9 protein-coding genes and 1 pseudogene are annotated in these 14,301 nt (G+C 35.2%); 4 read left to right on the top strand and 6 right to left on the bottom strand.

Translation table 11 applies throughout. From position 1 onward, the window contains the following. Positions 1–213 precede the first annotated feature (213 nt). Positions 214–2,265 carry an ATP-binding protein gene (locus tag AN959_RS04970; protein ID WP_056828784.1) on the top strand — a complete coding sequence of 684 codons (2,052 nt, stop codon included), beginning with the start codon at positions 214–216 and terminating at the stop codon, positions 2,263–2,265. A 597-nt stretch (positions 2,266–2,862) separates the two neighbouring features. On the opposite strand, the gene AN959_RS04965 is transcribed toward AN959_RS04970, so the two are convergent. Then, positions 2,863–3,567, bottom strand: coding sequence for a response regulator transcription factor (locus tag AN959_RS04965; RefSeq protein WP_056828782.1), 705 nt, complete (start codon positions 3,565–3,567; stop codon positions 2,863–2,865). A gap of 181 nt (positions 3,568–3,748) precedes the next feature. Between AN959_RS04965 and AN959_RS04960 the strand changes: the two genes are divergently transcribed. Beyond that, complete coding sequence (locus AN959_RS04960; RefSeq protein ID WP_056828780.1) at positions 3,749–6,901, top strand: DEAD/DEAH box helicase; 3,153 nt, start codon at positions 3,749–3,751, stop codon at positions 6,899–6,901. Positions 6,902–7,161: 260 nt separating this feature from the next. On the opposite strand, the gene AN959_RS21650 is transcribed toward AN959_RS04960, so the two are convergent. The 3 genes from AN959_RS21650 to AN959_RS04950 all read right to left on the bottom strand — a co-directional run bounded on the left by AN959_RS21650 (position 7,162) and on the right by AN959_RS04950 (position 10,449). Next, positions 7,162–7,986, bottom strand: coding sequence for a DUF3427 domain-containing protein (locus AN959_RS21650; RefSeq protein WP_371256501.1), 825 nt, complete (start codon positions 7,984–7,986; stop codon positions 7,162–7,164). 55 nt (positions 7,987–8,041) lie between these two features. After that, positions 8,042–10,018 (bottom strand): DEAD/DEAH box helicase family protein (locus AN959_RS04955; RefSeq protein ID WP_371256488.1); only part of this gene is annotated, 1,977 nt, incomplete at its 3' end. Between the two features lie 35 nt (positions 10,019–10,053). Then, positions 10,054–10,449, bottom strand: coding sequence for a (deoxy)nucleoside triphosphate pyrophosphohydrolase (locus tag AN959_RS04950; RefSeq protein ID WP_056828778.1), 396 nt, complete (start codon positions 10,447–10,449; stop codon positions 10,054–10,056). A 78-nt stretch (positions 10,450–10,527) separates the two neighbouring features. On the opposite strand from AN959_RS04950, the pseudogene AN959_RS21645 reads away from it, so the two are divergent. Further along, positions 10,528–10,672 (top strand): annotated as a pseudogene (locus AN959_RS21645) (flavodoxin family protein); the annotation flags it as partial. Positions 10,673–10,806: 134 nt separating this feature from the next. On the opposite strand, the gene AN959_RS04945 reads toward AN959_RS21645, so the two are convergent. Together AN959_RS04945 and AN959_RS04940 are read right to left on the bottom strand one after the other, a co-directional pair. Beyond that, positions 10,807–11,682, bottom strand: coding sequence for a radical SAM/SPASM domain-containing protein (locus tag AN959_RS04945; protein ID WP_056828776.1), 876 nt, complete (start codon positions 11,680–11,682; stop codon positions 10,807–10,809). Positions 11,683–12,157: 475 nt separating this feature from the next. Next, a complete protein-coding gene (locus AN959_RS04940) occupies positions 12,158–12,976 on the bottom strand; it encodes a purine-nucleoside phosphorylase (RefSeq protein WP_056828774.1) in 819 nt (272 codons plus the stop codon). A gap of 787 nt (positions 12,977–13,763) precedes the next feature. On the opposite strand from AN959_RS04940, the gene queF reads away from it, so the two are divergent. After that, positions 13,764–14,264 carry a preQ(1) synthase gene (queF, locus tag AN959_RS04935; RefSeq protein WP_056828772.1) on the top strand — a complete coding sequence of 167 codons (501 nt, stop codon included), beginning with the start codon at positions 13,764–13,766 and terminating at the stop codon, positions 14,262–14,264. The last annotated feature ends 37 nt before the right edge of the window (positions 14,265–14,301 follow it).

The raw sequence follows: 14,301 nt of genomic DNA, 5'->3' as shown, positions 1-14,301 counted from the left end.
CCCCAATCATTATTTATTGATTGAGGTTCTTTGTTATATTGGAGGGAATTTAGGTTAAAAATAGTCTACTTTACAATATCTACTATTAAAATTACTCCTAACTATGTAAAATAAAAGAAAAAGAAGTCGAAAAAAATGGAACATAGCATGTAGATTTTAATTTATAAAATTTATCGTAAAAAGTTTATGTGCCTACGATTGGAGACTGGGTGAATGGATAGGGAACAGATGAGATATTCTAGACTTGCGAATATAACTAAAATATTAAATACAAAGCTAGAACTGTGTGAAGTATTACAGCGTGTAACAGCAGCGATATCTGAGGAGATTGTTCAATGTAGTTCTGTTGGTGTTTTTTTACCCCAAGAAGATGGAACATTCAAAGGATACGCTGGAAAACCAGATAACATGAATGGAGAAACGTTGGATACGCAGATAATTGACCCTGAAATCGACCTACTTGCCAAAGAACTTATTGATACCAAAAAAACTATTTACATCCCTGACACCTCTAAAGATAAAAGGCCGTATCCTAGAGCAGTCGAAGCATTTAAAATTAAATCCATATTAGCTCTTCCTATCTTATTTGAGCAGGATTTATTTGGTCTTGTTTTTTTGTTTAATTATGGGACTCCAATGAACTTAACAGATTCAGAAATTCAAAGTGTGGAAGCATATGTTAATATGGCAGCGGTTGCAATGCGAAACGCAAATAATCTAACGCAAAAGGAAAACCTGATTGACCAAAAACAGTTGTTACTGAATGTTACACGTGATTTATCCATGTGTTCCTCCTTAGAGGAAAGTCTTGAAAAATGTTTTTTTTACATAGAAAAGATTTTACATAGCAAAAATATTGCTGCCCACTTCCTAGATCCGTTTGAAAAAACAACGATTAGATTAACAAAGTTAAGTATGAACTGTGATTGGACAGAAGTAGAATGGATGAAAAACCTTAATAATACAAGTAAGGACAAAAACTATACGGATATGATTCAAGAGGTTACTAAAACAAAAAAAATCATTCACTTACCTAGTTTTGATCTAAAAGGGCTTCTGATGATTCCTTTGGTTTCGATGGGTAAAGTATTAGGCGTAATAGCAGTTGTGCATTTGGGAGGGGAAGCTCCAAATTACGAGGATTCTCAAATTCAACTTTTACAATCTATAGTTGATGCTACAGCCCCTACATTTTCAAACCTATTGTATATGGACCAACTTGAAAGCATGGTAAAAGAGCGGACAAGAGAACTAGCTTCGGCAAATGAAATGGTTACGAGTGTCATTGAAAGTATTACGGATGGCTTCTTTACTTTAAATAAAGACTGGGAATTTACGTACATAAATGAACATCAATATTTACCACAAGGGAAAAAAGCTAATGACGTATTGGGTATTAATATGTGGGAAATTTTCATGGAAAATGTGGGAATGGATATTTACAGGGAGCTTCATCGTTCAATGTCACAGCGTATTACAGTAAATTTCGAGATGCTTTCACCATATAACAATAATTGGTACGAAGTAGTTGCGTATCCATTTGACGACGGTATTTGTTGTCTATTAAAAGACATAACGGAAAAAAAGGAATATGAGAAGGAATTAAAAAGATTGTCCAATCTAGACTTAATTGGACAAATGGCAGCAGGTATTAGCCATGAGATTAGAAACCCAATGACGACGGTAAAAGGGTTCTTGCAATTAATAAAAAAAGAAGAAGATTTTGAGAAGCATAAAGATTATTTAAACATTATGATTGAAGAATTGGACCGTGCAAATTCAATCATTACTGAGTTTCTTTCAATGGGCAATACAAGAACATCCGATTTAAAGATGTTAGATTTAAATGAAGTTATCCATGATATTATCCCTTTAATAGAGGTTGATGCATCAAATCAAAATAAATTTATTGAATTCCATACACAAGACATCCCAAAATTATTTTTAAATCGAAATGAGATACGCCAGTTACTAATAAACTTATACCGTAACGGCTTAGAAGCAATGTGTGCAGGGAAAGCCCTGTCTATTAGTACGTACAAGGAAGATGAAAACACGGTGGTACTTGCAGTGCAGGATCAAGGTGTAGGAATCCAGCCTGAAGTATTAGAGAAACTAGGCACGCCATTTTATACTACGAAAGATAATGGTACAGGCTTAGGACTAGGTATATGTTATGCAATTGCTGCTCGTCATAATGCAAATATTGAGATACAAACTGGATCTAAAGGTACTACTTTTATTGTTAAATTTAAAATACGATAAAAAAATAGTAAAGCTAGATTAATGAGACTGTAGACAACTTCGAATTTATTTTTATATAGGATAGATCAGGTTTTCCGAAGCTTACCGCTCGCTTTCCGTAGCGAGTGCAGAGCTTCTTGCTCCAACACGATGTTGTTCACTTATTTCGGACCCGTTAATTTCCGTTCCAGGCGGACGCGTTCCGCCGGCATGGCTTCAGCCGCTTCCTTCGCGACGCTCAGTCCAGGGTCTTCAGCTCATGCGATTCCGGCTGGAGTCGCCGCCTTCCACTCCAATCAACTATTATCCGCTTTTCAATTAGAAAATGATCATGCCATTAATAGAGCATGTTTTTATCACTTAGTTTTATGGAAAATCGTTGAATAAAGGCGACACTCCTGCGGGAATACCGTTAGCCGAATACCCCGCAGTTGAGGGGAAGGCAATCAAGTTCGCCGCATCCTGCTCCTGCGCAAAGCTCGTCGCAAAAGGAACTTTTGAGGCAACGATTGCATGACCAACATCGTGTTGGCCTAGGAGGCTAAGGCAACGCTAGCTGAAAGAGACCTGTTGTATACATCTGGATTAATATTTTTACCTTTAAATTGAGTTCAGTAGTCAAACTAGAACCCAGTTATTCTTAATTGCGAGAACTACTGCTTGGGTACGATGTTCTGCTCCTAGTTTATTTAGAATATTTGATACATAGTTTTTTATAGAATTAACAGACAAAAACATATTTTTGCTTATAGTTTCGTTATTATGGCCGAATGCTAACTGCTGAAGTATTTCCCATTCTCTAGGTGTTAATAATTCAGGTGGTTGAAAAATAGGTTTAGGTGAAGATGCTTCCTCTAAATCACTCAACCTTCTCACATCGAGCATGATTTCGTGTATGATTTTTCCATCGATATAACTATGACCATTCTTTACGTTCGCTATTGCTTCTTTAATTTCATTTCTTCCATTCGTCTTAAACAAGTAACCTTTTACGCCTAGTCGAATCATTTCTTTTGCAAATTCTTTGTCCTCATCACTTGTCAGGATGATAATTGAAGCTTGTGGTCGCTTGGTTAATAGTTTTTTTACCGAATGGATTGTATCTTTTTTATTGTTATCTACTTCGGATATGATTACATCTGTTATATGTTCCTCGTAGATATTGAGCATCTCATCAGAAGATGTACCCTCAGAGACTATTTTTATATTTTCCGACTGCAATCGTTCTTTAATTTTGGTTCTGACCACCTCTCGATTATCAATAATCGCAACATTTATCATTTGAATTTCTCCTTTCACAAGAGTTTCAAAGGCATGTATCAATTGAATACCCCCTACTCCAACTCCCTAGACATAAAATAATAAATACTAGTATTGTTTATTCAAATCAAAACCCAAAAAAGAACATACGTTATCCATTATGATAAAATTGAATTAGATATTATAATGTAGACCGATATTGAGTTTAACCAAAAACGTAGACGATCGAGAAAGGATTAGAAAAATGAATTTTTCGATGAATGAAAAGAAAATCAAAAGATTATGTGGAGAAACTGCTTTTAAAAAGGGTAAAGCATACTTTCAGGCGGGAAAAGTAACCCTTCACTCCTTTGAACAAATAGAAATTAAAGCGAGTGTAAAAGCAGGAGAGAATTTTTATACAACGGTAAAAGTCAATTCAGATGGGAAAATCATCGCTACATGTACTTGCCCTCCTATAGACTTTGTAAAAACTCATTGCCAGCATATAGCTGCAACATTCCTAGCAATCGAAGAGAAACAACAGTTGGAAGACCATTTGGCTGTAAAAATGCTGAATTTATTTGAAAAATCCTTACTTCCTACCGGAAAACAATTGCATTTTGATAAAAGACAGATGCTTCACATTGAATTTACTTGCCTTCCGATTGAGCTTGAGGACGGAGAATATGCTTTTGGAATACAAATGAGCGTTGGTGCCCATACATTCCAACCTATCGAGAATATAACGAAATTTCTTGAAGAAATAGGAAGAAGGCAAACTTTTGAATACTCCACTGGTTTGATATATACACCGGAGTTCTACAGTTTTCCGAAAGAAACGGATGAGGTTCTCCAATTCCTAATGAAAAGTCAGCGTGTAAACAATAAAACGGACTTACAAAACGATTTATTGCTAATTTCAGCTTCTGATTGGGAGCAGCTTATTCCATTATTGTCGAAGGCACCAAGAGTAAGATTTTTCCACGAAGGGTTGCTTTATGAAGGAATACAGTTTGAACAAGAGCTTTCATTACGTTTTGAGTTTGATGAAGCAAAGAAGCCGGACTACCAACTAAATGTAAAAGGACTTGACCAAATAATTGTTTTCAAAGCATATGGATACGCGTTTTCAAAAGGTAAATTGTACAAGCTACCTCTAGATGATTGCAACCGATTGGCAGAGTTAAAAGTAATGCTGGATCAGTCAGGGAAGCACGAGCTTATCATCCCGGAAAAACAAATAGATCATTTTATGGAGAAGGTTATACCCGGCTTGATGAAGGTCGGTCAAGTGCATATAGGAGAATCCATTTCGAAAAGAATGGGAGAAACTCAACTAAAGGTGAAGTTATATCTAGACCGAGTGAAAAATCGATTACTTGCAGGGTTGGAATTCCATTATGGACATATGATGATTAATCCTTGTGAAGAAACAGAACAATCATTTACCCATTTTCCAGGGATAAGACGTCAGCGTGATAAAGAACTGCAGGTGATACAATTACTCCTAGAAAATTCATTTACCCAAACGCCTGGTGGATTTTACTTATATGATGAGGAAGCGGAATATCACTTTTTGTATCATGTACTAGCAGGAATGGAGAAATGGGTTCAAGTATATGCTTCGACAGCTGTGAAGTTACGTGTAAACAAAGAATACACCGGTCCGAGAATAAGAGTAGAAATGAAGGAGCGGACGGAGTGGTTGGAGTTCCGTTTCGATCTAAAAGGAATTCCAGAAAAGGAAATTCAGCATCTAATGGTTTCGCTTGAAGAAAAAAGGAAGTATTATCGAATTCCAAATGGTAATTTGGTTTCGTTGGAAACTCCGGGTTTCTTGGCTCTATCCAGTTTTATCCGTGATATGGGTTTATCTAATGACAATATAACAGAAGGTATACGAGTTCCTTTAATTCAGGGAATACAAGCAATTAATTCCTTAGAGCAAGGTGATTTAGTAGATTCCGGTGAAAATTTTGCAAAGCTCCTAAAAAATTTAAACGATCCAGAAAACGTGGAATTGGACGGTTCAATTCCTTTAGGATACGTACTTCGAGATTACCAAAAAGTAGGCTTTAGATGGATGAAGCTATTAGCAAAATATAAATTCGGAGGAATTCTGGCAGATGATATGGGGTTGGGTAAAACATTGCAAAGCATTGCATTCATTGAATCAGTGCTTCCTGAAGTACGAGCACGAAAATTGCCAGTATTAATCGTATCTCCTGCGTCACTCATCTACAATTGGAAGAGCGAGTTGGAAAAATTCACACCACATATAAATGCACAAATCATAGATGGAAGCAAAGAAAAGAGAAGTTCCTTATGGATGTCATCTTTAGAAGCAGATGTAATAATCACATCTTATCCAACACTGCGGATGGATACGGACCTTTACCGCAAACAGTCTTTTCATACGTTGTTTTTGGATGAAGCACAAGCATTTAAAAATCCTGTTACCAAGACAGCAAAATCGGTGAAAATGATTCAGGCAGAATATCGATTTGCGCTTACAGGAACGCCAATAGAAAACGCCTTAGAAGAACTTTGGTCCATTTTTCACGTAGTATTTCCTGGCTTGTTACCAGACAGAAGAGCATTTAGTGAATTAAGCCGAGAAAACATAGCAAAACGTGTACGCCCATTTATATTACGTCGTATGAAAAAGGACGTTTTGAAAGAGTTGCCAAATAAAATGGAAACCATTCTTTTCTCCGAGTTACATTCAGAACAGAAAAAAATATATGCAGCTTATTTGGCAGAACTAAAACACGATGCGTTAAAGCATTTAAAGAAAAACACCTTTCAAAAAAACCGCATAAAATTTTTAGCAGGTCTCACGAGACTTCGGCAACTCTGCTGCCATCCGGGCCTATTTGTGGAGGGCTATACCGGAGGCTCAGCAAAGTATGAGCAACTGATGGAAATCTTAGAAGAATGTCGAAAGTCAGGAAGACGAGTACTCGTCTTTTCCCAGTTCACGCAAATGCTCGGCATCATCAGAAGACAACTAATACGACAAGGCACACCATACTTTTACTTAGACGGCCAAACCCCACCGGCCAATCGTGTCGCATTATGCAATCGCTTCAATGAAGGCGAAGGAGACCTATTTCTTGTATCTTTAAAAGCCGGTGGCACAGGTTTAAACTTAACTGGAGCAGACACCGTAATCCTATATGATCTCTGGTGGAACCCCGCAGTCGAACAACAAGCAGCAGACCGCGCCCACCGAATGGGACAAAAAAACGAAGTAAACATCATCCGCTTAATAGCAAAAGGTACAATCGAAGAAAAAATAAACCAACTCCAACAAAAAAAGATGAGTCTTATCGATGAAGTGATCCATTCTGGTGGAGATGTGATGACTAGTATGACGGAGGAGGATATTCGGGAGATATTGATGATTGAGTGAGGATTTCTTTGAAGATTTTGAAGTACCATCAGGTAATCTATCATTTCCAATTTATGGAGTATTCCTAGTAATACTAAATCCTAAAATCAATCGTGGAATTAAGTTCTTGCATTTTGAAGAATTTTGTTGCAAATGCTAAAATTTATAGTCTTGTATAAAAAAGTGAAGTTTTGACAATTCATATGAAATGCACAGAGTTAACAAAAGGAGTATCTACAAGCTAAAGCTTATGTAGATACTCCTTCAAGATTTTTATGGGGTTATTCTTCAACCAAATAATGATAAATGTTGGATTGTACTGGTTCTTTAAGGTACATACTCATAGTAGCGACACTATAGGTTTTTCCTTTGTCTAAAAGACTATCGTTTTGTGCACTACTAGAATCAACTGTGACTTCTCCGAGGTAATAGAAATCTTTACCCTCACCATTATGTTTTTTGACAAACAAATGAACAGCAATATTAGCTTCAGAGGAATTCACTATAGGAGCAATATCTTTAGCTGTAATTTTTCTATTCTTTGTTGAACACCATTTAAAAATATCTGGTGATAAAAACTCGTCCATATATTTAACTTCTGAATCATCTTCTTCAGCTTTATGATAGTTTACAAAAATAGGACAGGTATTCATTTTAACTCTGCCACCATTCAAAGTACCTTCTTCATTACTATCCCAATTTAAGAGTCTACAAACATCTTTTCTAGAATACTTTTCGTACATTGTAAATGGGGATTGTAGATTGTATTTTTTGTTTTTTTCAATACTACACAAAATTATATCTTCTAACATTAATTTAAATGAATCTTTTTCAATACTTTTTTGGAGCTCATTGTTTAGCTTATATTTACCATTTTCAAAGATTATAATTGGCTTCAATCCATAGTTTTTCTTCGCGGTTGTCACGAAGAAATTTAATGATAGTAAGTTTTCTACGGATGTAATAGTTTCTTCGTCAAGATAAGTTCCAAAATCCTTTAATATTTTTAGGTAATCAACTTTAGATATTTCACTTTGCTTTATTAAATTTTGAATTAACAATATTTCATGAATTCTTTTTCCATTAATAAGTTCTTGAGAAAACATTGTTAATACCGCATGTTCATAATCATTTATATTTGGAACTGGTTCATTCATACTNAAAGATTACTTCAGGATCAATAGAATTATTTTTAATAAAATCTAATAATAAAGGAACTCGACCTAAACGATTTTTTAATTCTTTGTATGGAGTTTCGAGAAATTCCTTATTGTACAATTTTAACTTTTTATTATCAATAGCATCAAAAATACGTTTCTTAGCAATTTCTTCAAAATTAATTGTTGAAACTCCTTGAATATAGTCGGTATTAACGGTTCTACGTCGGACATTATCTTTGTTCATGGATTGATCACCAGAAAGGGCAATAGGAATTAGATAGTTATTTTTATAGTTACCGATGAAGTCAATGATAGTTACATAATCCTTTTCATTATGCTTGCGTAGACCACGCCCTAGTTGCTGGATGAAAATAATACTAGACTGTGTTTGACGAAGCATTACGATTTGGTTCAAAAATGGAATATCAATACCCTCATTAAAAATATCTACCGTTAAAATATAATCAATTTCGTAACGCTCTAATTTACTAATTGCATCTTCTCTTTCTGGTTGTGAATTATCACCTGTTAGTGCAATAGTGTTTAACCCATGGGTATTTAAAATTGAAGAAAGAGCATGTGTTTCTTCTTTAGAACTACAGAAGATTAAGCCTCGTACTCTTTTCCCTGAATAGCCGTAGTAATTAATTTTTTCTAGAATATGATGGACACGTTCATTTGATACAAGCCGCTGTAGAGTAGATGTATCATCAATGACTTCTCCGCCTCTCTCATAATCAGTCACGCCAAAATAATGAAATGGACACAGCATTTCTTCTTCAAGAGCAGCCTGCAATCGAATTTCATACGCTATATTGTAATCAAACAGTTCAAAGATATTAAAACTATCTGTACGTTCAGGAGTAGCTGTCATACCTAGTAAAAACTCAGGTTCAAAATAATTTATAATATTGAGGTAAGAAGCTGCACCTGCACGATGTACTTCATCTATTAAAATATAGTCAAATTCATCTTTTTCGAATTTTTGCAGATGGCGTTGTGAAGATAAAGTTTGAACTGTTGCAAATAAATATCTTGCATTCATATCCTTCGAATTTCCAGAAAGTATACCAAAATCATCTGGATTACCACCTAGTATTGTTCTATAATCTTGAAGTGCCTTCTTTAATATTTGTTCTCTATGAACCACAAAGAGCATTTTTTTAGGGGCGAAGTTCCGTACGTCGAATGCAGATAAGTACGTTTTTCCGGTACCAGTAGCAGAAATAATTAAGCCTTTTTTAGCACCCGTTGCACGAAGAGTTTTTAACTGTCCCAGTGCATCGATTTGCATTTTATTAGGTTGAATAGCGAGACTATCAGATAATTGGTTTGTTAAATATTCTGTGTTTACTTGAAATACATTGGTAGCTGAATGTTTAATGAAAGGTTGCTTTTCGTAATTAAAATTGTAGTTATTAATCCAATCAATGTTTAAAGGAATTGCTTCGTTCCAGGCTTCTTCAAATTGGTTTTTAAAGTGATGGATGATTTCTCCATCTTCTAAAGAAGTTAAATAGACATTCCACTCATAGTTAGCTTTTAATGCACTATCCGTTAGGTTAGAGCTACCTACTATTAAAGAATAATAGTTTATATGTTCGAATATATATCCTTTAGAGTGGAATCCTTTAACCCCAGTTAGCCGGACCTCTACATTTTCTAGTTTCATTAGTTCTTTGAACATTTTGGGTTGATTAAAATTCAAAAAAGTAGAGGTTAGAATTCTACCTTTGATTCCTTTTAGCTGAAGATCATAAAGCATGGTTTTTAATGTCGCTAGACCACCCTCAGTAATGAAGGCAACGGAAAAATTGAAGGTTTTACATGTTTTCATTTCTTGAAGGAGCGTTGACAAAACATTTTCGTGGGATTTATTTGATAGCAGCTTAGGTTTAAATTGTCCTGATACAGGATTACTTTGATCAATAAACCCCTTATGTAATGAATTCTTCATTTTACGGATAAGTTGTTCCATTTAATCACGTCATTTCATTCAAATTTTCCGAATATCTACTTTTCTTTTATGATTTTTTCAACTGCTGGTATATCTGCAGGTGCAAAATTAAGTCTATGTAAGTTTTCACGAGTTACCCATCTCATGTCAGCATGCTCAGTTGCGATGGGGAAACCTTCTAATAGTTTTGCTTTATACGTTTCTAATCTAACGATAAACTTTTCATATTCATATGTTGTATCTTCGACCTTCTGACCAACCTCAATTGCACAATCAAATTCTTCTTTAATTTCACGATGTAATGCTTGCTCCGCAGTTTCTCCAGTTTCAATTTTACCACCTGGGAATTCCCAAAGATTTGGAAGAGACATTTCGGAACTTCTTAAAGCACAAAAAATTTCATTTTTATCATTTTCGATAATTGCACCAACAACATGGACTGACTTCTTCATTTTTTATCTCCCTAAATTTAATTTATAACTGTATCATAGCTGATTTTAATGTAATGAGCAGCAAAATACTTAAAATTAAAAATTCTAATGAAGAGATCCTATTTAATTTTGTGGAAATTAAGAAAGTGAAGTTTATTGAGTTTGGAAATATGGAAAGTCCAAAGGGGAACCAAACAAAAAGTTAGAAAAAGTTTATAAGTACTTCAAAAGAATAGATCATTAACCGGTTTACTTTGTAGATTCGTAATTATATGGGTTACACAGATCAAAAGATGTTGTTTAAATGAATATAGCCCTGCAATTGATTTATTTCGACTGTAGGGCTACTTTTTGTTTTGAATGTTATTTAAGAAACCTTTAAACCCCAAATCTCTGTCTATATCCACATTTCCTACACATTTCTTCCACAGCTTCTCTTCTTGTAAATCCATCATAGAGGGCATTTGCTCGATCACTTTCGATAATTTCTGAGAAGGGAGTTTTATTGATATTGCCTAGATTGATGACACCTTCTCCGTCCAGACAGCAAGGGACAACAGTTCCATCGACCAGAATGGCTGCTTGACTGCGGAGAGCATGGCAGAATCCTTTTCCATCATCTTCTGGTGCTTGTAAGCTAGGCCATTGAAATTCATGGTCTTGGTTTAGATAAACGTTCTGAGAAATTTTAATACCCTTTCCTGGCTGTACTTTTTCTTCGATTTTGTAATCTAAGTTGTACTCATTTTCTAAGATTTCTAATGTTTCTCGGTTTCTTCGTTGTGCCAAATCCGAAGTTGCTTCTTTTTGTAAATTCCATAATCGATAGGAAATGATTGTATTATGCTCCTTGGCATCACGCACGAATTCCAGAATATCTCCTAAGTATTTTTCTCGATTTTCTGATCCTTCATGGCCATCAAAGCTATGTAAGGAGAAGTTGATTTGGCGTAAGGCAGGCTTGCCCAATAACTTTTCCCTATTCTTTTTTATAAGTGTTCCATTCGTCGTAATATTTACTTTAAATCCTTTTGCATGTGCAGCATCGAGCAATTGGTCGATTCTCGCATGAAGTAGGGGTTCCCCTTTGACATGAAGATAAATATATTTCGTATGGTCTTTAATCTGATCTAGTATGTTATTAAATGCATCAAGTTTAATGATATTTGCTTTTCGGCTTGTTGGAGGACAGAAGCTACAAGCCAGATTACATACGCTTGTAATTTCAATATACATTTTCTTAAATGTTTTCAATGTTTGTTCACCATTCCAGTTCTAATATATTCAAATAACTACATTCATTCTAACAGAAAATATACATTCCTTAAGTAGTTTTTGAAAGCAAGGTGTAATAATGTTGTGAACATAAAAGCTGTTTTGTGATTAATGTGTATCAAGTAATAATTCCTATGGATAAAAGTAAGTGTATCTAAAATAAAATAGCGAAAGAGTAGCCGAAATTGCATCTTCGGCTACTTTCTCAATTCATAGAAAGTGATTTATTCTTTCATTCCCCTAATCTAAAACATCAAGTACGATAAGGTTGTAGGAGAGCGACGGACAAACATCAGCCACAGGATTACCGAAAAGAAAAGAGCCGATGGAAGTAACAAAGTCACTTCCATCGGCTTTCGTTCTCTCGGCAAAGGTGTAGTAAATGTGTAGTCCAAAGCAACCCGGAAACCAAAACGGACTTAGGGTCCCCAAACTTCGTGGATAACCATCTCCATTAAATCTCTTCTAAAACACCTTTAACTAATTCAACAAATTTAACTTTTACCTTACCTGCGACCTCAATTACCTCATCGTGGTTTAATGGCTGATCTAATATCCCACATGCCATATTCGTTAGGCAAGAAATGCCGAGTACCTTCATACCTCCGTGTGTTGCTACAATAGCTTCAGGTACAGTAGACATACCAGCAGCATCGGCCCCTAATGTGCGGAACATACGGATTTCTGCAGGAGTTTCATAAGTAGGACCGCTCCACCAAGCATAAACTCCTTCTTGTAACGTAATGTCTAACTTGTTCGCTACATTAGTTGCAATAGTACGTAGCTCCATGTTATAAACTTTCGATAAATCAGGGAAACGAGTTCCCAATTCATCATTATTTGGTCCGATTAATGGATTTGTCCCAACTAAATTAAGGTGGTCAGTAATTAACATCAAATCTCCAGGGTTAAAGTTTGTATTAACAGCACCGCAAGCGTTTGTAATAATGATATTCTCTATACCTAATGCTTTCATTACACGTACTGGGAATGTTACTTCATCCAAAGTGTAGCCTTCATAATAATGAAAACGACCTTTCATTGCTGCTACTATTTTTCCGTTTAGTTCTCCAATAACAAGTTCGTTCGCATGCCCAATTGCTTCCGATTTTGCGAAGTGTGGAATCGTGCTATAAGGGATTACGACTGAGTTTTTAATCTCATCGGCTAGCGTCCCTAATCCAGAGCCGAGTATCAATCCGATTACAGGCCGATTGTCCGTCTTACTTATAATAAAATCTCTAGCTTCTAAAATATCTTGAATGTTGTGCATAATAATTCCTCCTTGAAACGATACGCTAAGTATACACCTGCTATATAAATTTAAGCATGTTGTCGATAAAAGTCTAATGGACTTAAGGAGCGTTGTAAAGAAAGCTTAACAAATATACCGATTCCAAACAGATTATGTTCAATTATTTAATAATGTGGATAAAATATGTAGGAAATTAAATTCGCAATTGCCGCAACAAGAGTTTAGTAGAAAAGAAAATAAGTAGAAACTTCTACCTGATAGAAGTAGAAATCTCTACTTTTCTATGTTTCCAAGTTTCAATCTTAATATAAAATCTCTCCTAAGCGATAATCGTTTGTAATAACAAAGTCAATAACTCATCTAAAGTTTCAGGTAACTGTTCTGGTAAACCTATTGGACTCTTCATTTCTATTCCTCCTTTGAATCTTGTAATCTATTAACAATATAGTCAGTCTAATTGGAATTTATACATACATTTAGAAGATAATTTTAAATAAATTGATAATCTCTTAAAAAAGAGATAATTGGTTGAAACTCAAATCTTATACCCATATGTCTTCTATAGATTCTCATCTTGTAATCTTTAAATATCTATTTGACGATTACGAAAGCATTCTATATTATAGATAGGTACCCGAACTTGATCGGGAGAGGTTCATAGCTGATACCCTCTATAAAAAACTATGGATACATGACTTTTCGCCATGTCCATATTTGGGCATGGCTTTTTTGTTTTTTTATCCTATATGTTTGCAATAGAATGTTAGAGATCCTCTATAAAAAGTTGTATTAGGAGGTTTTTATTATGTCTGGCAGAAGCCAAGAAGAAGGTTTAAAAGATTTAACATTGTTAGGTAATCAAGGCACACAATATTCATTTGAATATGCACCAGAGGTACTGGAGTCGGTAGATAGTTTACATTCAAATAGGGATTATTTCGTAAAATTTAATTGTCCAGAGTTCACTAGTTTATGTCCAATTACACAGCAACCGGATTTTGCGACAATGTATATTTCATACGTACCGGATAAAAAGATTGTGGAAAGTAAGTCGCTAAAATTATACTTATTTAGTTTTAGAAACCATGGTGATTTCCATGAAGATTGCGTCAACATCATCATGAACGATTTAATTAAATTACTTGATCCTAGGTATATTGAAGTTTGGGGAAAATTCACACCTCGTGGGGGAATCTCGATTGATCCATGGTGCAACTATGGGAAACCGGGTACCAAATACGAAGAGATGGCAAATTATCGTTTGATGAACCATGATCTCTACCCAGAAAAAATAGATAATCGATAAACGAGGAATTGTATAGTCCTCCATATGAAGGAAGAGG

The sequence above is a fragment of the Psychrobacillus sp. FJAT-21963 genome (assembly GCF_001420585.1).
Lineage (GTDB): Bacteria > Bacillota > Bacilli > Bacillales_A > Planococcaceae > Psychrobacillus.
The sequence above is the reverse complement of the archived record's forward strand: the minus strand, read 5'-3'. Positions and strand labels throughout refer to the sequence as shown.

Bases quoted from the DNA above. Each gene is read 5' to 3' on its own strand.
- AN959_RS04970 (WP_056828784.1), top strand. From the start codon at position 214: ATGGATAGGGAACAGATGAGATATTCTAGACTTGCGAATATAACTAAA.
- AN959_RS04960 (WP_056828780.1), top strand. From the start codon at position 3,749: ATGAATTTTTCGATGAATGAAAAGAAAATCAAAAGATTATGTGGAGAA.
- AN959_RS21650 (WP_371256501.1), bottom strand. From the start codon at position 7,986: ATGTTTTCTCAAGAACTTATTAATGGAAAAAGAATTCATGAAATATTG.
- AN959_RS04950 (WP_056828778.1), bottom strand. From the start codon at position 10,449: ATGAAGAAGTCAGTCCATGTTGTTGGTGCAATTATCGAAAATGATAAA.
- AN959_RS04940 (WP_056828774.1), bottom strand. From the start codon at position 12,976: ATGCACAACATTCAAGATATTTTAGAAGCTAGAGATTTTATTATAAGT.
- queF (WP_056828772.1), top strand. From the start codon at position 13,764: ATGTCTGGCAGAAGCCAAGAAGAAGGTTTAAAAGATTTAACATTGTTA.